22 protein-coding genes are annotated in these 21390 nt (G+C 64.1%); 9 read left to right on the top strand and 13 right to left on the bottom strand.

The features are described 5' to 3' along the window. Window positions 1-97 precede the first annotated feature (97 nt). Window positions 98-1129 (top strand): DNA polymerase III subunit delta, encoded by a 1032-nt coding sequence (gene holA / locus J2R76_RS27905; protein WP_057020328.1) that lies wholly within the window; start codon window positions 98-100, stop codon window positions 1127-1129. A 106-nt stretch (window positions 1130-1235) separates the two neighbouring features. Here holA and J2R76_RS27900 read toward each other — a convergent pair whose 3' ends face one another. The 5 genes from J2R76_RS27900 to mnmE form a co-directional block, all read right to left on the bottom strand. Beyond that, entirely contained in the window at window positions 1236-2126 is an 891-nt protein-coding gene (locus J2R76_RS27900) for a ParB/RepB/Spo0J family partition protein (protein WP_057020329.1), read from the bottom strand. A 144-nt stretch (window positions 2127-2270) separates the two neighbouring features. Next, on the bottom strand, window positions 2271-3122 hold the full coding sequence (locus J2R76_RS27895; RefSeq protein ID WP_028335813.1) for a ParA family protein: 852 nt from the start codon (window positions 3120-3122) through the stop codon (window positions 2271-2273). Window positions 3123-3153: 31 nt separating this feature from the next. Then, window positions 3154-3819 (bottom strand): 16S rRNA (guanine(527)-N(7))-methyltransferase RsmG, encoded by a 666-nt coding sequence (gene rsmG, locus J2R76_RS27890; protein WP_194295419.1) that lies wholly within the window; start codon window positions 3817-3819, stop codon window positions 3154-3156. A 135-nt stretch (window positions 3820-3954) separates the two neighbouring features. Next, the gene (gene mnmG, locus J2R76_RS27885; protein ID WP_076833675.1) at window positions 3955-5838 is read right to left on the bottom strand and encodes a tRNA uridine-5-carboxymethylaminomethyl(34) synthesis enzyme MnmG; all 1884 of its coding nucleotides are present in this window, start codon (window positions 5836-5838) and stop codon (window positions 3955-3957) included. A gap of 240 nt (window positions 5839-6078) precedes the next feature. Next, window positions 6079-7404: a tRNA uridine-5-carboxymethylaminomethyl(34) synthesis GTPase MnmE gene (gene mnmE / locus J2R76_RS27880; RefSeq protein WP_076833677.1), complete on the bottom strand. Its 1326-nt coding sequence runs from the start codon at window positions 7402-7404 to the stop codon at window positions 6079-6081. Here mnmE and J2R76_RS27875 point away from each other — a divergent pair. Beyond that, window positions 7304-7543 carry a hypothetical protein gene (locus J2R76_RS27875; protein WP_244558985.1) on the top strand — a complete coding sequence of 80 codons (240 nt, stop codon included), beginning with the start codon at window positions 7304-7306 and terminating at the stop codon, window positions 7541-7543. The two genes, mnmE and J2R76_RS27875, sit on opposite strands and share 101 nt — an antisense overlap. Window positions 7544-7703: 160 nt before the next feature. Here the strand turns inward: J2R76_RS27875 and rho are convergent, their stop codons facing one another. Together rho and hemJ are read right to left on the bottom strand one after the other, a co-directional pair. Further along, the gene (gene rho, locus J2R76_RS27870; RefSeq protein ID WP_021078151.1) at window positions 7704-8969 is read right to left on the bottom strand and encodes a transcription termination factor Rho; all 1266 of its coding nucleotides are present in this window, start codon (window positions 8967-8969) and stop codon (window positions 7704-7706) included. A 252-nt stretch (window positions 8970-9221) separates the two neighbouring features. Continuing rightward, window positions 9222-9644 carry a protoporphyrinogen oxidase HemJ gene (gene hemJ / locus J2R76_RS27865; RefSeq protein ID WP_057020433.1) on the bottom strand — a complete coding sequence of 141 codons (423 nt, stop codon included), beginning with the start codon at window positions 9642-9644 and terminating at the stop codon, window positions 9222-9224. Between the two features lie 473 nt (window positions 9645-10117). On the opposite strand from hemJ, the gene J2R76_RS27860 reads away from it, so the two are divergent. Genes J2R76_RS27860 through dnaQ form a run of 4 tightly spaced genes read left to right on the top strand, consistent with a single transcriptional unit; the run spans window position 10118 to window position 12958 of the window. Then, on the top strand, window positions 10118-10954 hold the full coding sequence (locus J2R76_RS27860; RefSeq protein ID WP_016841463.1) for a pyruvate, water dikinase regulatory protein: 837 nt from the start codon (window positions 10118-10120) through the stop codon (window positions 10952-10954). 10 nt (window positions 10955-10964) lie between these two features. Next, window positions 10965-11573, top strand: coding sequence for a Maf family protein (locus J2R76_RS27855; protein WP_057020332.1), 609 nt, complete (start codon window positions 10965-10967; stop codon window positions 11571-11573). A 29-nt stretch (window positions 11574-11602) separates the two neighbouring features. Continuing rightward, complete coding sequence (gene coaE / locus J2R76_RS27850; protein WP_057020333.1) at window positions 11603-12202, top strand: dephospho-CoA kinase; 600 nt, start codon at window positions 11603-11605, stop codon at window positions 12200-12202. Window positions 12203-12232: 30 nt separating this feature from the next. Continuing rightward, window positions 12233-12958 (top strand): DNA polymerase III subunit epsilon, encoded by a 726-nt coding sequence (dnaQ, locus tag J2R76_RS27845; protein ID WP_050383510.1) that lies wholly within the window; start codon window positions 12233-12235, stop codon window positions 12956-12958. Window positions 12959-13125: 167 nt separating this feature from the next. Here dnaQ and secB read toward each other — a convergent pair whose 3' ends face one another. Continuing rightward, on the bottom strand, window positions 13126-13614 hold the full coding sequence (gene secB, locus J2R76_RS27840) for a protein-export chaperone SecB (RefSeq protein ID WP_069279084.1): 489 nt from the start codon (window positions 13612-13614) through the stop codon (window positions 13126-13128). A 411-nt stretch (window positions 13615-14025) separates the two neighbouring features. Between secB and J2R76_RS27835 the strand changes: the two genes are divergently transcribed. Genes J2R76_RS27835 through J2R76_RS27825 form a run of 3 tightly spaced genes read left to right on the top strand, consistent with a single transcriptional unit; the run spans window position 14026 to window position 16914 of the window. After that, the gene (locus J2R76_RS27835) at window positions 14026-14730 is read left to right on the top strand and encodes a Tim44/TimA family putative adaptor protein (protein WP_076833679.1); all 705 of its coding nucleotides are present in this window, start codon (window positions 14026-14028) and stop codon (window positions 14728-14730) included. Next, window positions 14708-16324 carry a murein transglycosylase A gene (locus tag J2R76_RS27830; protein WP_233285960.1) on the top strand — a complete coding sequence of 539 codons (1617 nt, stop codon included), beginning with the start codon at window positions 14708-14710 and terminating at the stop codon, window positions 16322-16324. The genes J2R76_RS27835 and J2R76_RS27830 overlap by 23 nt, the downstream gene beginning before the upstream one ends. After that, window positions 16321-16914: a Smr/MutS family protein gene (locus tag J2R76_RS27825; protein ID WP_076833684.1), complete on the top strand. Its 594-nt coding sequence runs from the start codon at window positions 16321-16323 to the stop codon at window positions 16912-16914. The genes J2R76_RS27830 and J2R76_RS27825 overlap by 4 nt, the downstream gene beginning before the upstream one ends. A gap of 2 nt (window positions 16915-16916) precedes the next feature. Here the strand turns inward: J2R76_RS27825 and J2R76_RS27820 are convergent, their stop codons facing one another. From J2R76_RS27820 to hslV, 5 genes are all read right to left on the bottom strand, one after another. Continuing rightward, on the bottom strand, window positions 16917-18041 hold the full coding sequence (locus J2R76_RS27820; protein ID WP_076833686.1) for a hypothetical protein: 1125 nt from the start codon (window positions 18039-18041) through the stop codon (window positions 16917-16919). A gap of 157 nt (window positions 18042-18198) precedes the next feature. Continuing rightward, complete coding sequence (gene hslU / locus J2R76_RS27815; RefSeq protein WP_057020340.1) at window positions 18199-19503, bottom strand: ATP-dependent protease ATPase subunit HslU; 1305 nt, start codon at window positions 19501-19503, stop codon at window positions 18199-18201. 61 nt (window positions 19504-19564) lie between these two features. Next, a complete protein-coding gene (locus tag J2R76_RS27810; protein WP_076833688.1) occupies window positions 19565-20161 on the bottom strand; it encodes a DUF2585 domain-containing protein in 597 nt (198 codons plus the stop codon). Further along, window positions 20158-20643 (bottom strand): GNAT family N-acetyltransferase, encoded by a 486-nt coding sequence (locus J2R76_RS27805; protein ID WP_076833690.1) that lies wholly within the window; start codon window positions 20641-20643, stop codon window positions 20158-20160. The genes J2R76_RS27810 and J2R76_RS27805 overlap by 4 nt, the downstream gene beginning before the upstream one ends. Window positions 20644-20645: 2 nt before the next feature. Then, entirely contained in the window at window positions 20646-21203 is a 558-nt protein-coding gene (hslV, locus tag J2R76_RS27800) for an ATP-dependent protease subunit HslV (protein ID WP_057020343.1), read from the bottom strand. Between the last annotated feature and the right edge of the window lie 187 nt (window positions 21204-21390).

The raw sequence follows: 21390 nt of genomic DNA, 5'->3' as shown, positions 1-21390 counted from the left end.
GGCGCGCCACCGGCGCGAACCCGGGATCTGGAGATGATGGATCGAGATTCCGGGTTCGCCTCTGACGAGGCGCCCCGGAATGACAGTTTAAGGCGAGATGGTCGCGCTTCGCGGAAAAGAGATCGACAGCTTCCTCGCCCGGCCTGACGCCGGCCGTCCGATCATCCTGCTGTACGGCCCGGACCTCGGGCTGGTGCGCGAGCGTGCCGACGCGCTGATGGCCTCCGCGGTCGACGATCCCAACGATCCATTCTCGCTGGTGCGGCTCGATGGCGACGAGCTCGCCGCCGAGCCGTCGCGGCTGGTCGACGAGGCCATGACGGTGCCGCTGTTCGGCGGCCGCCGCGCCATCCGCGTCCGCGCCGGCTCGCGCAACTTCTCGAGTGGCGTCGAGACGCTGACCGAGACCACGGCGCTCAGGGATTGCCGCATCGTGATCGAGGCCGGCGAGCTCAGGCCGGAATCGCCGCTGCGCAAGATCTGCGAGCGCGCCAAGAATGCGGTGGCGATCGGCTGTTATCCCGACACCGAGCGCGATCTCACCAAGCTGATCGAGGACGAGCTGCGCGCATCGAATCTGCGGCTCGCACAGGATGCGCGCGCGGTACTGATGTCGCTGCTCGGCGGCGACCGCATGGCTTCGCGCAACGAGCTGCGCAAGCTGGCGCTGTTCGCGCACGGCAAGGGCGAGATCACGCTCGAGGACGTCATGACCGTGGTGTCCGACGCCTCCGAGCTGAAGCTCGACCCGATCGTCGACGGCGCCTTCGCCGGCAACGCCGCGCTGGTCGAAAGCGAGTTCACCAAGGCAATGGTCGCCGGCACCTATCCCGGCGTGATCATCTCGGCCGCGCAGCGCCAGGCGGCATGGCTGCACAAATCAGCGCTCGCGATCGCGGACGGCACGCCGGCGTCAGCCGTGCTCGAAGGCGGATTCCCGCGGCTGCACTTCTCGCGCAAACCCGCGGTCGAGATCGCGCTGCGCAATTTCACGCCGCCGCGGCTGGTGAACGTGATCGATCAGCTCGCCACCGCGGCACTCGACATGCGCAAGCAGGCCTCGCTCGCCGCCGTCATCGCGCAGCGCGCGCTGCTCTCGATCGCGGCGAATGCGAAGCGGCGGGGGTAAATTGAAGAAGTCATTCCGGGGCATGCGAAGCATGAACCCGGAATCCAGAGATGTGGAAAAAGAGATTCCGGGTTCGCGCTGACGCGCGCCCGGAATGACGAAACCGCTAGCCGCCCTCCAGCCGCCGCACCACTTCGTCGAGCTGCTCGAGGTTGCGGTAGCTGATCTGGACGGTGCCGCCGGGATCGCGATGGCTGACGGTAACGGCAAGGCCGAGCGCATCGCTGACGCGTTTCTCGAGCGCCAGCGTGTCGGCATCCTTGTCGACCTTGGCCGCGCTGCCACTGCGCGCCTTCTGCGGCTTGCGCTCCGGCACGCCCTCCTCATGCGCCAGCGCCTCGGCCTGGCGAACGTTGAGACCCTCGGCGACGATGCGCTTCGCTGCAGCGAGCGGATCCGGCACGCCGATCAGCGCGCGGGCGTGGCCGGCGGAGAGATCGCCTTTCGAGATCAGCGCCTGCACCTCGACGGGCAGCTTGGTCAGCCGCATCATGTTGGCGACATGGCTGCGGCTCTTGCCGACGATCTTGGCGATGTCTTCCTGGCTGCGTTTGAACTCGTCGGCGAGCGCGTGATAGCCCTGCGCCTCTTCCATCGCATTGAGGTCTTCGCGCTGGACGTTCTCGATGATCATGATCTCGAGCGCGTCGGAATCAGAGACCTCGACCGGCACGATCGGCACTTCGTGCAGGCCGGCGAGTTGCGAGGCGCGCCAGCGGCGCTCGCCGGCGATGATCTCGTAGCGGTCCTGCGCGCCCTTGATCGCACGCACCACGATCGGCTGGATCACGCCGCGCTGCCTGATCGAATCGGCAAGCTCGCCGAGCTCGGTGTCGGCGAAGGTGCGCCGCGGGTTACGCGGGTTGGCCTTGAGGAATTCGATCGGCACCTTGCGCTGGTTGCGCGGCCGCTCGACATGCGCGGCCGCCTCGCCGCCGACATCTCCGATCAGGCTTGCCAGCCCGCGCCCCAGTCGCGAACGCGCTTCATCGGCCATTGTTGCGAGCTCCCTTGGATTCACACGCAGTACTCCAGACTTGAATTTCAAAAGAAACGTAGGATGGGTAGAGCGAAGCGAAACCCATCGCGGCTCGCAATGAGAGTGATGGGTTTCGCTTCGCTCTACCCATCCTACGCAACATCAATGCGTGCGCAGCTCGCGCTCGCGCTGGATCACTTCGGTGGCGAGCTTGAGATACGCATCGCTGCCGGCACATTTGAGGTCGTAGACCAGAACCGGCTTGCCGTAGGACGGCGCCTCGGAGATACGCACGTTGCGCGGGATCATGGTGTCGTAGACCTTGTCGCCCATGAACTGGCGCACGTCGGCAACGACCTGGTTGGAGAGGTTGTTGCGCGAGTCGAACATGGTCAGCACGATGCCGTGGATCGACAGGTTCGGATTGAGCGTCGAGCGCACCTGCTCCACGGTCTGCAGCAATTGCGACAGACCTTCGAGCGCAAAGAACTCGCATTGCAGCGGCACCAGGATCGCGTCCGACGCCGCCATCGCATTCACCGTGAGCAAATTGAGCGAGGGCGGGCAGTCGATCAGCACGTAGGTGTAGTCGGCTTCCGGCGAGACATTGTTGTTCAATCCTGCGATCGCATCGCGCAGCCGGAACGCGCGGCCCGGCGTGGTGCCGAGCTCGAGCTCGAGGCCGGAGAGGTCCATGGTGGAAGCCGCGATGTGCAGCCGCGGCACCGCGGTCGCGACCACGGCATCGCGCAGCGGCGCTTCGCCGATCAGGACGTCGTAGGTCGAGCAGCTGCGGTTGCGGCGATCGATGCCGAGGCCGGTCGAGGCGTTGCCCTGCGGATCGAGATCGACGATCAGGACGCGCTCGCCAATCGCAGCGAGTGCGGTCCCAAGATTGATCGCTGTGGTGGTCTTGCCGACGCCGCCCTTCTGGTTGGCGAGCGACAGGATGCGCGGATGGCCAGGCGGCTGGGACGCCTTATCCTCTTGATAAACCTCGTCCATCACAGTCATACCAAAATACCATTTGCTCTCGCGGAGTCCCCTAGCGCCGCTCGATTGACCCGAGTTCGACGATCCAGCCCTGTCCGCCGGTCCGGCTGGAGTGTAGCTTTGGCTCAATAATCCAATATTTAGTGGCCTCGGTCAATTCAGCCTCTACATCTTGACCCTTCAAAAACAGCGCCTTGGCGCCCTTTTTGACCCACGGCTCCGCAAAGCCGATGAGTTGATGTAACGGAGCCAGCGCCCGCGCGGTGACGCAATCGATGGGCCCCGGGATTCTATCCACAGTATCCCCGATATCAGCCAGGTGCACCGTCCCCGGCGAGCCCGTCACCCGTATCGCCTCGCGCAAGAATGCCGCCTTCTTGGCGATTCGCTCAACCAAATGAATCGACGCGCCCGGAGTTTCGGCCAGTGCGCAGGCCAGCACGACGCCGGGGAAGCCGCCGCCGCTACCGAGATCGACCCACGACTTCGCCGTCGGCGCCAGACTCAGGAGCTGCAGCGAATCGGAGACGTGGCGGGTCCAGAGGGTCGGCAGCGTCGATGGCGCGACGAGATTGGTCTTGGCCTGCCACGCCAGGAGGAGGGCGACGTAGCGGTCGAGCCGTGCCTCTGTTTCACGTGAAACAGGCGTCAGCGCGAGCGCCGCGGCCTTGTCCTTGACGGAGACACTGAGTTCGGCGGATTGCGAAATTGAAGCCATTCTCTGGAATGCCGGTCGAGCTCGTCGTTGCGAGCGAAGCGAAGCAATCCGTAGTGCCGCGTGAGGAAGCGATGGATTGCTTCGTCGCTTCCGCTCCTCGCAATGACGAGGGCCGCCGCCGTTTCACGTGAAACGTCAGGCAGAGGCCTTCGCAGTCTTCCGTCGCGCCTCGCGCCGCAGATAGGCCGCCAGGATACCCAATGCCGCCGGCGTCATGCCGTCGATCCGGCCCGCCTGCCCGACCGTCCGCGGCTGCGCCTTCTGCAGCTTGACGCGCGCTTCGTTCGAAAGACCGGGAACATCGGCATAGTCGACGTCGGTCAGAACCAGACCCTCGTCACGCCGGAAGGCATCGACATCGGCGGTCTGGCGCTTCAGATAGACATCGTATTTGGCATCGATCTCGAGATGCACCGCGATCGCAGGGTCAATGGCCGACAGCTCCGGCCAGATGGCCCGGACCGCGGGCCACTCGATCTCGGGGTAAGCCAGCAACTCGAAGGCCGACCGGCGGTGGCCGTCGCGATTGAGCGCGAGCCCGTGCTTGGCGGCCTCATTCGGCGTAATCGCGAGCGATTTCGCCAGCCGCTTGGCCGCCTCCAGCGCCGCCATCTTGGTCCGATGGCGCTCGGCGCGCGCCGTTCCGACGCATCCGAGCGCAATGCCCTTGTCGGTCAGGCGCTGGTCGGCATTGTCAGCACGCAGCGTCAGCCGATATTCGGCGCGCGAAGTGAACATGCGATACGGCTCGGTGATCCCGCGGGTCACGAGATCGTCGATCATCACGCCGAGATAGCCGTCGGCGCGGTCGAACACGATCGGATCTGCACTGCCGGCAGCGAGCGCGGCATTGAGTCCGGCGACAACACCCTGCCCCGCGGCCTCCTCATAGCCCGTGGTGCCATTGATCTGGCCGGCCAGGAAAAGCCCGCGCAGACGCTTGGTCTGCAGGGTCGGATCGAGCTCGCGCGGGTCGACGTGGTCGTATTCGATCGCATAGCCCGGCCGGACCATCTTGACCCGCTCGAGGCCCGGGATGCTGGCGAGGATCGCAAGCTGGACCTCTTCCGGCAGCGAGGTCGAGATGCCGTTCGGATAGACCGTGGTGTCGTCGAGCCCTTCCGGCTCCAGGAAGATCTGATGACCGTCGCGGTCGCCGAAGCGGACGATCTTGTCCTCGATCGAGGGGCAATAGCGCGGTCCGGAGCTCTTGATCTGGCCGGAATACATCGGCGAGCGATGCACATTGGCCCGGATCACCTCGTGGGTCGCCGGCGTGGTCCGGGTGATGCCGCACTGGATCTGCGGGGTCGTAATCCGGTCAGTCATGACCGAAAACGGCTCCGGAGGCTCGTCTCCGGGCTGCATTTCGACCGCGGACCAGTCGATCGTGGTGCCGTCGAGGCGCGGCGGCGTTCCGGTCTTGAGCCGGCCGAGCACAAACCCTGCCCGTTCAAAGGAAGCCGACAGGCCCATGGCCGGCGCCTCGCCGACCCGGCCCGCCGGCCAGTTCTTCTCGCCGAGATGGATCAGACCGCGCAGGAAGGTCCCGGTCGTGATGACAACCGCCCCCGCCGATAGCCGGCAGCCATCGCCCAGACGAATGCCGGTCACGCGACCGTCGACGACGATCAGTCCATCCGCTTCGCCTTCGATGACGCTGAGGTTCGCGGTCTCGGCGATCGCGGCCTGCATCGCGGCCGCATAGAGCTTGCGGTCGGCCTGGGCCCGGGGGCCCCGAACCGCCGGACCCTTTCGACGATTGAGCATGCGAAACTGGATGCCACCGGCATCGGCAACCCGGCCCATCAAACCGTCGAGTGCATCGACTTCGCGGACCAGATGGCCCTTGCCGAGCCCGCCGATGGCGGGATTGCACGACATCGCGCCGATCGTCGCGAAACGATGGGTCACCAAGGCGGTCTTTGCGCCCATCCGGGCAGAAGCGCTCGCGGCCTCGCAGCCGGCATGGCCGCCGCCGATGACGATGACGTCAAATGAGTCTGCCCTGGAAGTCATGCCGGGACTTCTATCGTGGAGTCATGAAAGCCGGAAGAACGAAGTTGGGATCGCCGCTCTGAGACCGAAGCCCGAGGCAAAGGCAAATATGGACTGCTTCGCTTCGCCCGCAATGACGGATGGGACCGTTTCACGTGAAACAGTGCGGCTGTATGATTGGCAATTGTTTCACGTGAAACAGGATGAGGGTTCCTTAACCAGATCGAAACCATGTTTCACGTGAAACAAGATGGGCGCCCGCTACTTCCCGACGCAGAACTCGCGGAAGATGACATCTAGGATGTCTTCAACATCCACCCGGCCGAGCAGACGACCGAGTGAGAAAGCGGCCCGCCGGAGTTCCTCTGCCGCCAGTTCTTCGCCCTGCCCGACCACGTCGATGCCGCGCTGAAGGGATTCGACCGTCTCCTGCAACAATCCGCGCTGCCGCGTCCGACTGATCAAGCCGCCTTCGCTGGTTCCAAAATAGTCCTGAGCGAACCCGACCAGCGCGGCGATCAGCTCTGACAACCCATCGCCACGAGCAGCCGAGATCCTGAATTCGGGGTAACTGCCGCCCTCGCCCGTCATGGTCCTGACGAGGTCGATCTTGTTTCGCACCAGCCAGGTCGGCGTCGCTCCGCCATGTCCCGCCTTTGCATCGCCGCTGTCGGCCAGCCACAGCACCAGGTCCGCCTCCGCGGCGCGGGCGCGGGCGCGGCGGACGCCCTCCTGCTCCACCGGGTCGTCGGTCTCGCGAATGCCGGCGGTGTCGATGACCGTCACCGGATAGCCGTCGAGGTCGAGCTGCACCTCGATCACATCGCGGGTCGTGCCGGCATGCGGCGAGACGATCGCGACCTCGCGCTTGGCGAGCTGATTGATCAGGGTTGATTTGCCGACATTCGGCGGACCGGCGATCGCGACCACCAGGCCGTCGCGCAACCGCTCGCCAAGCCCCTGCCCTGCAAGGACTTGCTTGATCTCATCATGCAGCGCGCGGATTTTCTCGAGCGCCGACCCGATCAGCTCGGCCGGCACATCGCCTTCGTCTGAGAAATCGATGCCGGCCTCGATCAGCGCCGACGCCGCGATGATCCGCTCGCGCCAGTCCCGCGCGCGGTCGCCGAGCAACCCCTTCAGCTGGCGCAGCGCCTGGCGCCTTTGACGGTCAGTGTCGGCGTGGATCAGGTCGTCGAGGCCCTCGGCCTCGGTCAGGTCGAGCTTGCCGTTCTCGAAGGCCCGCCGGGTGAACTCGCCCGGCTCGGCCGGCCGCACATTGTCGAATGCCGCGATCGCATCGAACATCGCCGCCAACACCGCGCGTCCGCCATGGACATGAAATTCGGCGACGTCTTCGCCGGTGGCACTGGCCGGGCCTGGAAACCACAGCACGACCGCGTCATCGATCGGTTGATGGTTCGAATCGCGGAGCAGCGCGCGGGTCGCCAGCCGCGGCACCGGCGTCTTGCCCGCCAGTCCTGCAATGACCGACTCGGCCATTGGGCCAGACAACCTGACGATGGCGATCGCACTCGGCGGCCGCCCCGAGGATAACGCGAAAATAGTCTGGTCGCGTGGATGCATCGCCTATTTCTTCCAGCAAATCGGCAAAGGCAATGCCGCTTCGATTTCGCACGCCTTCCTCAGAATGTTGCAGCGCAGCATCGTCTGGTTTCACTGCAAGCAGCCGCGCAGCAATTTTGCTGCGGGTGTCGTCAGCTAGCTCACAAAGCTACGATATAAATATAAATAAATTCAGATAGTTAAATGAAAAGTTAGTGGGGGGAGCCGCTCCCTTTATGCTGCACTTCGCTGCAGCAAATCCGCAGCATGAAAAAAGGCGCCCCGTTTGTGCGGAGCGCCTGTTCTTTTCGGCCGTGGCCTCAGGTGTTCATGGAATCGAAGAATTCCGAGTTACTCTTCGTATTGCGGAGCTTGTCGAGCAGGAAGTCGATGGCGTCCATGGTGCCCATCGGATTGAGGATGCGGCGCAGGACGTACATCTTCTTCAGCACCTGCGGATCAGTGATCAGCTCCTCCTTGCGGGTGCCGGAACGGGCAATATCGATCGCCGGGAAGGTCCGCTTGTCCGAAACCTTGCGGTCGAGGATCAGTTCGGAGTTACCGGTGCCCTTGAACTCTTCGAAGATGACTTCGTCCATGCGGCTGCCGGTATCGACCAGCGCGGTCGCGATGATGGTCAGCGAACCGCCCTCCTCGATGTTGCGCGCGGCACCGAAGAAGCGCTTCGGCCGCTGCAGCGCGTTGGCGTCGACACCGCCGGTCAGCACCTTGCCGGATGACGGCACGACGGTGTTGTAGGCGCGGCCGAGGCGCGTGATCGAATCGAGCAGGATCACGACGTCGCGGCCGTGCTCGACGAGGCGCTTGGCCTTCTCGATCACCATCTCGGCGACCTGGACGTGACGCACCGCAGGCTCGTCGAAGGTCGACGACACCACCTCGCCCTTCACCGAGCGCTGCATGTCCGTGACTTCTTCCGGACGCTCGTCGATCAGAAGCACGATCAGATAGCAGTCGGGATGATTGGCGGTGATGGAGTGCGCGATGTTCTGCATCAGCACCGTTTTGCCGGTGCGCGGCGGCGCCACGATCAGCGCGCGCTGGCCCTTGCCGATCGGCGCGACGATATCGATCACGCGGGCGGAAAGGTCCTTCTTGGTGGAATCCTCGAGCTCCATGCGGAAACGCTGATTGGGAAACAGCGGCGTGAGGTTGTCGAAATTGACCTTGTGCTTCGACTTTTCCGGATCTTCGAAATTGAGCGTGTTGACTTTCAGCAGCGCGAAATAGCGTTCGCCTTCCTTCGGGCTGCGAATATGGCCTTCGATCGTGTCGCCGGTGCGCAGGCCGAAACGGCGGATCTGCGACGGCGAAACGTAGATGTCGTCGGGACCGGGCAGGTAGTTCGCGTCGGGCGAACGAAGGAAGCCGAAGCCGTCGGACAGCACCTCGACAACGCCCTCACCGATAATGTCGGTCTCGGCGATCGCGAGCTGCTTGAGAATTGCGAACATCAGCTCCTGCTTGCGCATGGTGCTGGCATTCTCGACCCCATTCTCTTCCGCGAACGAGACGAGCTCGGCCGGCGTTTTCGATTTGAGGTCCTGGAGTTTGATTTCCCGCATTGGGGTCGTCCTGTGAGGAAGTAGGTAGGGAAGGGGTGCGAGGTGGCTCTGGAAAAAGCGGACGCCAAAGGAAGGTCCGCAGGTCTCAGCCAGGAAAGTGCCGTTTGGGCTTTCAAACCTGATGCGGCGCCGGTCCGAAAAGAACCGGAACGCGACCACATCCGCCTGCGTGGGGTGGGATAAATCCTATATAGAAAATCGATTCGTCCTTCGCAAGAAGGACTGAAGCATGCGTCTTGACCATCGTGATGTCTAGAACGGCTTCACCACCACCATGATCACGATCAGGATCATCAGAACCGTCGGCACCTCATTGATAATACGATAGAATTTCTGGGTTCGTTGATTCCGGTCGGCGGCGAAATCCTTCACGCAGCGGGACAAAAAGCCGTGGATACCCGACATGGCGAGCACCAGCGCAAATTTGACGTGAAACCAGCCGGATAGGTACCAGTGTCCGGCCCAGACCAGGAAAAGCCCGGCCAGCCAGGTCACTATCATCGCGGGGTTGATGATCCCCTTCAAAAGCCGCCGCTCCATGATCTTGAAGGTCTCGGACTGCCTGGAGCCGACCTCGGCCTCGCAATGATAGACGAACAGCCGCGGCAGATAGAGCATGCCGGCCATCCACGAGATCACGGCGACGATGTGCAGGGCCTTGACCCAGGCATAGATCGGCAGGGCGTTGATCCAGTCGAACATCGCAGTGATGCCTTTCGGGGAACAGTTCGGGAGGGCTCAGCGCTGCGCGCAAGGCTTCGCCGGCGAGGGACGGATACATATCCGCACACACGGCTCTCCTAAACCTAATTAATTTTAGAATCTAAGGTTTGAGTCTTAATGGCAGTGAATTTGACTCATGCAATCCGGTCCAGCGGTTGCTGCGCGCTTGTTCACATCCCTCAACATTCCGGTCGGCGGCGGCGGATATCCGGAATCTGTCGCAGGACTCAATTGGTTGTGCGCCTCTATGGCCAGCTTATGAAGAGACAAATCCACACTGCTTCACTATCATCTCCGCCATGACGTCGACTTATCCTTTTGCGACGTGCTGTGAAGAAGGGGGCGAGATATACAGGGGCCTGGCCATGGACCCGGATTCTTCTCCTCGACCTCCACAGGGATTCACAGGATAGACAGGGGCTCTGGTGCCGACGACCTCCAACTACTTCCATTTGCATCTGGTGTCGGACTCGACCGGCGAGACGTTAATCACCGTGGCGCGCGCGGTCGCCGCGCAATACGCCAATGTGACCGCGGTCGAGCATGTCTACCCCCTGGTGCGCAGCCAGAAGCAGCTCGATCGCGTGCTCGACGAGATCGAGGAATCGCCCGGCATCGTCCTGTTCACGCTGCTGGAGAAGGATCTGGTCGGCCGGCTCGAGGGCAAGTGCAAGGAGATCAACGTTCCGAGCCTGTCGATCATCGGGCCGGTGATGCAGTTGTTCGAGGCGTATCTGGGTGCCGCGACGACCGGGCGCGTCGGCGCGCAGCACGTGCTGAACGCGGAATATTTCCGCCGCATCGATGCGCTGAACTACACGATGATGCATGACGATGGTCAGCATGTCGAAGGCCTCGAGGAGGCCGATGTCGTGCTGGTCGGGGTATCGCGCACCTCGAAGACACCGACCTCGATCTATCTCGCCAACCGCGGCATCCGAACGGCGAATGTGCCGCTGGTGCCGGGCATCCCGCTGCCGCACCAGCTCGAGACCCTGAAGAAGCCGCTGGTGGTCAGCCTGCATGCGACGCCCGAGCGCCTGATCCAGGTCCGGCAGAACCGCCTGCTCACGATGGGCGACCGCGACAATGACACCTACATCGACAAGCAGTCGGTAGCCGACGAGGTCGCCTTTGCCCGGCGCCTCAGCGCGAAATTCAACTGGGCGCTGCTCGACGTCACACGGCGTTCGATCGAGGAGACCGCGGCCGCGGTGATGAAACTCTTCAACGACCGCCAGCGCGCGCGGCCGTCGGAATGATTCCCACGTCATGAGCATCTGGCGCGGCCCACAGAAGCTGATCCTCGCGTCGCAGAGCCGCGCGCGAAAGATGCTGCTTGAAAATGCCGGCCTCGATTTCGAGGCGCTGCCGGCCGACATCGATGAACGCGCGGTGCAGAAGAATTCCGGCCTTTCGGCCCCGGGCGAGATCGCATCGCTCCTGGCGCGCGAGAAGGCGTTGTTCGTCTCCAGGCAGAGGCCCGGTCAATATGTCGTCGGCGCCGACCAGACGCTGGCGCTGGGGCAACGGATGTTCAGCAAGCCCGCCGGCCGCACGCAGGCGGCCGAGCAGCTCGGCCTGCTCGCCGGACGGACCCATGAGCTGCATTCCGCCGTCTCGGTCGCACGCGATGGAAAGGTCCTGTTCAGCGATGTGGGTGTGGCCCGCATGACGATGCGGCGGCTCGCCGCCGACGAGATCGAGAGCTATCTCGACCATGCCGGGGAGGCGGTGATGACCAGCGTCGGCGCCTACCAGCTCGAGGGCCTCGGCGTGCATCTGTTCGAGCGGATCGAAGGTGACCATTTCACCATCCTCGGCCTGCCGCTATTGTCGCTGCTTGCGTTCCTGCGTGCTGAGAAACTGCTCGCGGTGTGAGGCGTGGCGACGGGAGAGATGCTGAACCGATGTTAATAGTTGGACTGACCGGCTCGATCGGGATGGGGAAATCCACCACGGCCAAACTGTTCATGGAGGCCGGCGTGCCGGTCTATGACGCCGATGCGGCCGTGCATCAGCTCTACGAAGGCGAAGCCGCGCCGGCGATCGAGGCCGCCTTTCCCGGCACCACCGCCGGCGGCAAGGTCGATCGCGCGAAACTGTCAGCGCGCGTGGTACACGATCCTGCTGCGATGAAGCAGCTCGAGCAGATCGTGCATCCGATGCTCGGCGCGTCGCGCCAGAAATTCTTCGCCGATGCGGAAGCCGCCGGTAACCCGATCGTCGTTGTCGACGTGCCGCTATTGTTCGAAACCGGCGGCGAGAAGCGTGTCGATGCCGTCGTTGTCGTCACCACCTCGCCGGAACTGCAGCGCGAGCGGGTGCTGGCCCGCGGCACGATGGATGCGGCCAAGCTCGACGCCATCATCGCCAAGCAGATGCCGGACGCCGAGAAGCGCAAACGCGCGGATTTCATAGTGGATACCTCGCACGGCCTAGATCCGGTGCGGGCGCGTATCCGCGACATTCTGGCCGAGGTTGTTAAGATGCCGAAGCGGCGCGCCTGATTCGCCCGCCTTTTCGGATTCATTCACGTCATGCGCGAAATCGTTCTCGATACCGAAACCACTGGCCTCGATCCGCTGCGCGGCGACCGGCTGGTTGAGATCGGCTGCGTCGAGATTTTCAACCGCATGCCGACGGGACAGACCTACCACGTCTACATCAATCCCGAGCGCGACATGCCGGCGGAGGCGTTCGCCGTGCATGGGCTGTCGACCGAGTTCCTGGCCTCCAAGCCGCTGTTCACTGAAGTGGTCGACGAGTTCCTGGCCTTCATCGGCGATACGCCGCTGGTGATCCACAACGCGTCGTTCGACATCAGCTTCATCAACGCCGAGCTCGACCGCATCAAGCGGAAGGCGATCCCGAAGGACCAGCTGGTCGATACGCTGTTGCTGGCACGGCGCAAGCATCCCGGCGTGTCGAACCGGCTCGACGATCTCTGTTCGCGCTATCAGATCGACAATTCCCGCCGCACCAAGCACGGCGCCTTGCTCGACGCCGAGCTGCTGGCCGAGGTCTATATCGATCTGATCGGCGCGCGGCAGTCGCAGCTGATCCTGGCATCGGAAACGTCGGATGCGCGCGCGGGCGGCCATAGTGGTGATACGCCGCGGCGGCAGCGCGAAACCCCGCTACTCGCGCGGGTCAGTGACGCCGATCGAGAGGCCCACAGGGCCTTCATTGCCACGCTCGGCGACAAGCCGATCTGGAACGATTACCTGCCGCCGCCAGCGCCTGCTGCAGCACCGGCGGCTTGAGCCCCTATTGCGCTCTATCCCCGTCATCCTGAGGCGCGAGCGGAGCGAGCCTCGAAGGATGCGCGGCCGCAGTCGGGCCGTCGATCCTTCGAGACGCCCGCAAGCGCGGGCTCCTCAGGATGACGGATCACACTTCCGCGCGTGTTACATTTTTTCGAGTTTAGAACTCAGCTCGGCTTGACGCCGGGAGCGGCCTGGGCGGCCGCCTGCCGCTCCATGTTCTGGCGGTAGAGACCGAGGAAATCGACGGGGTCGAGCAACAAGGGCGGGAAGCCGCCGTCGCGGACCGCGGTCGCGACGATCTCGCGTGCGAACGGGAACAGCAGCCGCGGGCACTCGATCATGACCAGCGGGTGCAGGTTCTCCTTCGGCACATTCACGATCCGGAAGACGCCGGCATAGGCGAGGTCGAAGCTGAACATCACCTTGCCTGCGGTCTCGGCCTTGCCCTCGATCGAGAGGATCACCTCGTACTCGTTCTCCGACAGGTTGTTGGCGGAGACGTTGATCTGGATGTTGATCGCCGGCTGCTGTTGCTGCTGGCCGAGCGAAGCCGGCGCATTCGGGTTCTCGAACGACAGGTCCTTGGTGTACTGCGCCAGTACGTTGAGCTGGGGAGCGGGTTGTTCGACGGGGGCGCCGTTGCCATTGGTCATGAAAATGTCTCCTGGAGCAGCGCTCGATGGACAGAATGTCCGACGGCACGCGTTAAGGTGTTGAGAATGCCGATGCCGGGCGAGTGGCTATCATAGGCCCGGCTCGGTCCACAAGGACGACGAAAGGGCGGGCCGGCGGCGAATTCTCCCGACAAAGGGCAGCGCGCGCAAGCCTGCACAATCTCTTAACAGCTTCCTAAATTATTGAAGATGCGCGATTTCCTGAAAAGGAACGGTTTCCCCCGGGGGTCAAAACGCGCTACAATACCCGTGCCAAAAAGCGCCATTGGCCGGGCATAGTTTCGTGCCTACATCTTCGGACTCTATCGGTGATGTGATCTCTGCTGTTCCCGACCGGGAACGCTTTGACGGCCGGCCCGTTGCCGGCAGAGACCAGAAAGCGAATTCGACGTGGATATTTACACCATCATCTTCCTGGCGCTGGCCGTGTTTATCTTCCTGCGCCTGCGCAGCGTTCTCGGACAGCGCACGGGAAGCGAGCGGCCGCCTTATGATCGCGCCGCGCCCAACGTCGTGCAGCGCGGTCAGGACAACAACGTCGTTCCGATCCCCGGATCGGTGATCGACCAGCCGGCCTCGGCGGCGCCCACCGAGCCGGTCGAGCCCACGGAACGCTGGAAGGGCATCGCCGAGCCCGGCACGGCGCTGGCGCAGGGTCTCGACGCGGTGGCCGTCCAGGATTCCTCGTTCGATCCGCGGCATTTCCTCTCAGGTGCCCGCTCGGCCTATGAAATGATCGTGCTGGCGTTCGCCAATGGCGATCGCCGCGCGCTGCGCGACCTGCTGTCGACCGAGGTCTATGAAAGCTTCGAGGCCGCAATCAAGGATCGCGAGAAGCACGAGCAGAAGACCGAGACGCGGTTCGTCTCGATCGACAAGGCCGAGATCGTCAGCGCGGAGACGCGCGACCGCTCGACCCAGCTCACCGTCCGCTTCGTGTCGCAGATGATCTCGGTCACGCGCGATAAGGCCGGCACCATCGTCGACGGCAGCCCGGACAAGGTCGCCGACATCACCGATATCTGGACATTCGCCCGCGACTCGACTTCCCGCGATCCGAATTGGAAGCTGGTTGGCACTGGAAGCGCTCACTAAGCATCTCAGCTACGGGCGGCTCGCGGTGGCGTGCTGCGCGCTCGCGGTGCTGTGCTCCACCGCAGCGATTGCCGCGCGCTACAGATCAAGCCGGCACCCTCCGCCGCGACACGAGCATAGCCACCCGATCCCCTATCCCAATCTGGAAATGCCGCTGCAGGTCAGCGGCAGCCAGTACGAGCCGCTCGCCTGGTCCAACGTCGCCGGCTGGAGCGCCGACGATCATCTCGCGGCCTACAAGGCGTTTCGCACCAGCTGCAAGCCGATCGCGGCCCAGCAGGGTGCGCCTGCAGATTCGAAAGCGCTCGGGAGCTCGCTGCGCGATCCCTGCCGGATCGCCAAGGGACTCGCGCTGAGCGACGGCGTCAAGGCGAAGGACTTCTTCGAGCAGAATTTCGTGCCGTTGCGTATCTCGCGGCTCGGCGAGGACGCCGGCTTCGTCACCGGTTACTACGAGCCGGTGCTCGATGGATCGCGGACCCAGACCGACGTCTACAACGTGCCGGTCTATCGCCGTCCGTCCAACCTGTTCGTGCGCGGCAAGACGCAGAATTCGGTCGGGCTGCCCAATGGCGGCGCGGTGTATCGCAAGATCGGCCGCCGCAAGCTCGTGCCCTATTACGACCGCGGCCAGATCGAGGACGGCGCGATCGCCGGCCGCGGGCTCGAGATCTGCTGGCTGAAGAGCCAGACCGATCTCCTGTTCGCGCAGATCCAGGGCTCGGCGCGGATCAAGCTCGAGGACGGCATCACGCTGCGCATCAATTACGACGCGCATAATGGTTATCCCTATACGCCGGTCGGACGCGTCCTGATCGACCGCGGCATCATCCCGAAGGATCAGATGTCGATGCAGAAGATCAGGGAGTGGATGGAGCAGAACCCCGACGGCGCCAAGGACCTGCGCCGGCAAAACCGCTCCTTCGTCTTCTTCCGCGAGGTTCCGCTGTCCGACAAGGACGAGGCCGTCGGCGCGCAGGGCGTGCCGCTGACGCCGGGCCGCTCGATCGCGGTCGACAAGGCGCTGCATGTCTACGGCACGCCGTTCTTCATCGCCGGCGAGCTGCCGATCGAATCCGAGCAGTCGAAGACGCCGTTCCACCGGCTGATGATCGCGCAGGACACTGGCTCTGCGATCGTCGGCCCGGCGCGCGCCGATCTTTATTTCGGCGCCGGCGCGGAAGCTGGAAAGGTCTCGGGCCGCCTGCGGCACAACATGCAGTTCGTCATGCTGGTGCCGAGGGGTCTCGACCCTGTCGCGCGCGGCCACAAGCTGCCTCTCCCGGATGAGCGGCCCTCGGCCAAGATCGCAAAGCTGTTTCCGCAGACCGAGCCGCCGAAGGACAAGCCGGCGGCGAAGGCTGCGGATGTGCCGACCGCCGGCATCGCCAGAAGCGCGGTGAAAGACTCAGGCAATAGCGCCGCCAGGAACCCGGCCGCGAAGGATGTCGCGCCCGCAACGCCGGCAGCGACGACCCCTGTCGCGCAGGCCGCACCTGTGGCAGAACCGGTGCCGCTGCCGGTCGCCCGGCCCGATATTCCGCAACCGGAGAAGCGGCGCTTCCGGCGCTATCGCCATTACCGCGATCAATGAAACGACCCGCGCCGATCCCCGATCTGTCCGCGCCGTCGCGGCGCAAGCGCGCGCTGAGCGAAGAGGAGCGCGCGCTCTGGGAGAGCGTGGCAAAGCAGGTCAAGCCACTGCGCAAGCGGCCGGTCGCCGCGAAGGCCCCCGCCGCCGCCTCTGACCCGGCCACCCATCACGCGATTGCCAAACCCATCCCGGTCAAGCCGGCGACAGCGGTCAAGGCTGCGCCGGCGCAACGCCCGCACGCGCCGCCGCTGGCGCCGATCGGCCGTCGCGAACGTGCAAAGCTCTCGCGCGGCCGGCAGGAGATCGATGCGCGGCTCGATCTGCACGGCATGACCCAGCTGCGCGCGCATCGCGTGCTGTTCACCTTCCTGCAGCGCGCGCACAGCGACGGGCTCACTTTCGTGCTCGTCATCACCGGCAAGGGCAAGGTCGGTGGTCTCGATTCCGAACGCGGCGTGCTGCGCCGCCAGGTCCCGGAATGGCTCAGCCTGCCGGAATTCCGCTCGCTGGTTGTCGGCTTCGAGGAAGCGCATGTCGGCCATGGCGGCGAGGGCGCGCTTTACGTGCGTGTCCGGCGCGCGCGAGCCTAAAGCTAAAACGGGCGGACGATCCCGACGCGCGGGATCAGCGTTACGATCCAGCCTGATATCGTCGTCTTGCGGTCGTCCGACGGGATCGCCGGCACGTCCTTCGACGCCGGCAGCATCCTGGTGGCATGCAGCATCAGGAACATGCAGACCGCCCAGTTCGAGATCCAGCGCGAATAGTCGAACACGGTCACGAACATCACGAAATAGCCGGCGCTGATCACAACGAGCGCTCCGAGCACGATCCGGCGATGCAGTTCACTCGCGAGCGCGCCAATCAGTCGCGCGAAATAGCGCCACAGCGGCGTGTGCAGCCAGATCAGCAGCGCAAACACCGGAACGCCCAGGATGTTCGAGGGCATGCGCGCCCAGGTGTCGGCGAACTCCTTCGACAGCGGCTGGTACCAGATGTAGCCGAACTGAAGCAGGTCGGTGCGTGACGGATCGGCCATCCGGCTCTGCAGATGACGGATGAATTCGTCATAGGGCACGTCGACCGTGCCAGCGAATTGCGCGACCAGGAACAGGATGCCGATCCCTGCGAGCGCTGCGATGCCGAAGACGGCGTTCCGCGGCGTCACGCCCTGCACCAGATAAAAGCGCAGCACCACGATCGCCGTGATGGTCGGCACATACATCAAGACGAAGATGTGATGGACCAGGATCAGCAGGATCGAGAACAGCGCGGCAATCAGCACATACGCCACTGAGCGCGCCGGGATCAGCAGCAGCACGATCGTCAGCGCACAGCCATAGATGTCGAAATGGCCGAGCGTGTGCATGAAGTTCTTCAGGAAGAACGGCGAGCCCGCGATGAAGACGAACAACGGCCAATGCGCGTCGTTGAAGCCGAATGTGCGGCGGAACAGTTTGATGAACAGCCCCAGCGTCACCAGCCAGATCGCGCCGGCCAGCGCGAACACCAGCCATACGGGCACCTTGTCGGTGAACAGCGACACGATCGCCCCGACCAGCGCGCGCTTGGTGAAGCCGTAATGATAGTCGACCAGCAGATGGATGTAGGGAACGAAGGGCGGCAGCGCGATCTTGTGCAGGAACACGCCGACCAGCACCGCCGCATTGACAGCCAGCATCAGGCGCCAGGGGTTTTGCCACACCCGCAGATTCATCGATCGCCCACTCTTGTCGTCCCGGGCAAGCGAAGCGCGACCTGGGACCCATAACCACCGAAGGTAGTTCTAGAAGGAATGTCGGCCCGAGTCTTTGTCACCGCGGACTGTCGGGGTTATGGGTCCCGACTTTCGCCGGGACGACTATGGTGGCCGCCTACAAAATAAATCGGCTCAGGTCGGTGTTCTTGGCGAGGTCGCCGACATGCTTGGTGACGTAGTCGGCGTCGACCTGGATGGTCTCACCGTGGCGATCGGGCGCGGTGAAGGAGATCTCGTCCAGCACTCGCTCCATCACCGTCTGCAGCCGCCTTGCGCCGATATTCTCGACCGTGGAATTCACCGCCACGGCGACATCGGCCAGCGCGTCGATGGCATTGTCGGTGATGTCGAGCGTGACGCCTTCGGTCTTCATCAGCGCGACATATTGCTTGATCAGCGACGCCTCCGGCTCGGTCAGGATCCGGCGCATGTCGTCGCGGGTCAGTGCCTGCAGCTCGACGCGGATCGGCAGGCGGCCCTGCAGCTCCGGCAAAAGGTCCGACGGCTTGGCGATATGGAACGCACCCGAGGCGATGAACAGGATGTGGTCGGTCTTGACGGCGCCGTGCTTGGTCGAGACCGTGGTGCCCTCGATCAGCGGCAGCAGGTCGCGCTGCACGCCCTCGCGGGAGACGTCGCCGCCGGCGCGGTTCTCGCGCACGCAGATCTTGTCGATCTCGTCGAGGAACACGATGCCGTTGTTCTCGACCGCGTTGATCGCCTCCTGCACCAGCTGATCGGTGTCGAGCAGCTTGTCGGATTCCTCGTTGACGAGGATTTCGTGCGAGCCCTCCACCGTCAGGCGGCGAGTCTTGCTGCGTCCGCCCATCTTGCCGAAGATGTCGCCGAGCGAGATCGCGCCCATCTGGGCGCCGGGCATGCCGGGGATTTCGAACATCGGCATGCCGCTGCCGCCCGACTGCGTCTCGATCTCGATTTCCTTGTCGTTGAGCTCGCCGGCGCGCAGCTTCTTGCGGAACGACTCGCGCGTCGCCGGGCTCGATCCCGGGCCGACCAGCGCGTCCAGCACGCGTTCCTCGGCGGCAAGCTGGGCGCGGGCCTGAACGTCCTTGCGCTTGCGCTCGCGGGTCTGTGCGATCGCGACCTCGACGAGGTCGCGGACGATCTGCTCGACGTCGCGGCCGACATAGCCGACCTCGGTGAACTTGGTGGCCTCGACCTTGAGGAACGGCGCGCCGGCGAGCTTGGCCAGCCGCCGCGCGATCTCGGTCTTGCCGACGCCGGTCGGCCCGATCATCAGGATGTTCTTGGGCAGAACCTCCTCGCGCAGGGAACCGGCGAGCTGCAGCCGCCGCCAGCGGTTGCGCAGCGCGATCGAGACGGCGCGCTTGGCGTCGGTCTGGCCGACGATGAAGCGGTCGAGTTCAGAAACGATTTCACGGGGAGAGAAGTGAGTCATTGGCTCTAGCTAGGTTGGAATCGCGGTCTCGGCAAGCGGCAGTCCCCCAAGGCATGGTCCCCTAAAGAATCGGCGGCCCGGCCTGCCACTGCCTGATCGCCTCGAACGGGTGGATCAGCATGATGATGTTCAGTGTCAGATTGTCGCGAATGTGAAGCAGCAGCACGGTTTCGAACAACACGCCGAGCGCGACGGTCGCCGCGATCGGCAGCTTGCGCGCCAGCAGGAAGCCGACAACCATCGCAAGGGTGTCCGACACCGAATTGACGATGGTGTCGCCGTAATAGTCCAGCGAGATCGTGCCGGCGCGGTAGCGCTCGATGATCCAGTTGGAGTTTTCGACGAGCTCCCAGCTGCCTTCGATCAGCATCGCGACAATCAGCCGCCCGGGCCAGGCGAGGCGCGGCAACAGGAGGAAGGTCAGACCGTAGAACAGCAGGCCATGCAGCACATGCGACAGCGTGTACCAATCGGCGATGTGCTGCGAGTTCTCCGAGCTCTGAACCGAGCCATGCCAGAGCTTGACGTAGCCGCAGGCACAGATCGGAAGACGGCCCATCGCATAAAGCAGCGCTGCTTGCAGCACGAGCAGTGCTGCCGCGATCGCCAGCCAATGCCGCGCTGAAACGCCGGTGATGGGCTTGTGCGCGATCGTCATGCGTCGCGCGCCATCAGCAGCGCCGGCCCGTCCGGCGTGTCGACCATACCCATCTTTCGAAAACCCGCCTTCTCGTAGGCGCGGATCGCGCGCGCATTGGCCGGATCGGGATCGGTGACGATGCGTGGCGCGCCCTGCGCCAGCCGGTCATCGACAAAGGCGCGGATCAGCGCCGAGCCGTGGCCACCTGCCATCATGTCGGGCTCGCCGATGAAGAGGTCGACCCCGCGCGTGCCCTCAGGCTGGACCCCGAAGCCGGAATTCCACGCCGTCAGGTCGTAGCACTGGATGTAGCCCAAATCGGACGCATCGGTTGCGACGATGAACTGGTCCATGGCCGGCTCATCGAGGTCGCCGCTGACCAGCGCATATTGCTCGGCCGGATCGCCCCACCATTCCCGGACATGCGGCAACGCCAGCCACTGCTTGACCAGCGGCAGGTCGGCCGGCGTCATCGGGCGGAAATGATAGGGGCTGGCCATGCTCAGCCGCCGATCGTCTCGATCGTCACGTTCCGGTTGGTGTAGACGCAGATATCAGCGGCGATATCCAGGGCGCGGCGGACGATGGTCTCGGCGTCCTTGTCGGTATCGACCAGCGCGCGGGCCGCGGCGAGGGCGTAATTGCCGCCGGAACCGATCGCCATGACCCCTGATTCGGGCTCCAGCACGTCGCCGGTGCCGGTCAGCACCAGGGAAACGTCCTTGTCGGCCACGATCATCATGGCCTCCAGCCGGCGCAGGTAGCGGTCGGTCCGCCAGTCCTTGGCGAGCTCGACGGCCGCCCGGGTGAGCTGCCCCGGATATTGCTCCAGTTTGCTTTCCAGTCGCTCGAACAGGGTGAAGGCGTCGGCGGTGGCGCCGGCAAAGCCGCCGATCACGTCGCCCTTGCCGATCCGGCGGACCTTCTTGGCATTGGCCTTGATCACGGTCTGGCCGATCGAGACCTGCCCGTCGCCGCCAATCACCACCTTGCCGCCCTTGCGGACCGTGCAGATCGTGGTGCCATGCCAGACCGGCAGCTCATTTGGGGATGCTTGCATAGGTTACCTCTCTTCCGGGCAGATTTAGGCGGTCGGGCAGGGGGTTACAATCGGGACGAAATCGGCGTGTTTTCAGGCGAAGTGGGCACCGGTTCGCGTGAGGAAAGCGCGGCAGAACCAGATCGACAACGATTTCCGGTCACCATGGCCGGAAGTTGGGGCGTTTCGAGGTCATCCCGCAGTAGCG

It is taken from the genome of Bradyrhizobium sp. USDA 4532 (genome assembly GCF_024171315.1).
GTDB classification, from domain to species: Bacteria; Pseudomonadota; Alphaproteobacteria; order Rhizobiales; family Xanthobacteraceae; genus Bradyrhizobium; species Bradyrhizobium australafricanum.
The sequence above is the reverse complement of the archived record's forward strand: the minus strand, read 5'-3'. Positions and strand labels throughout refer to the sequence as shown.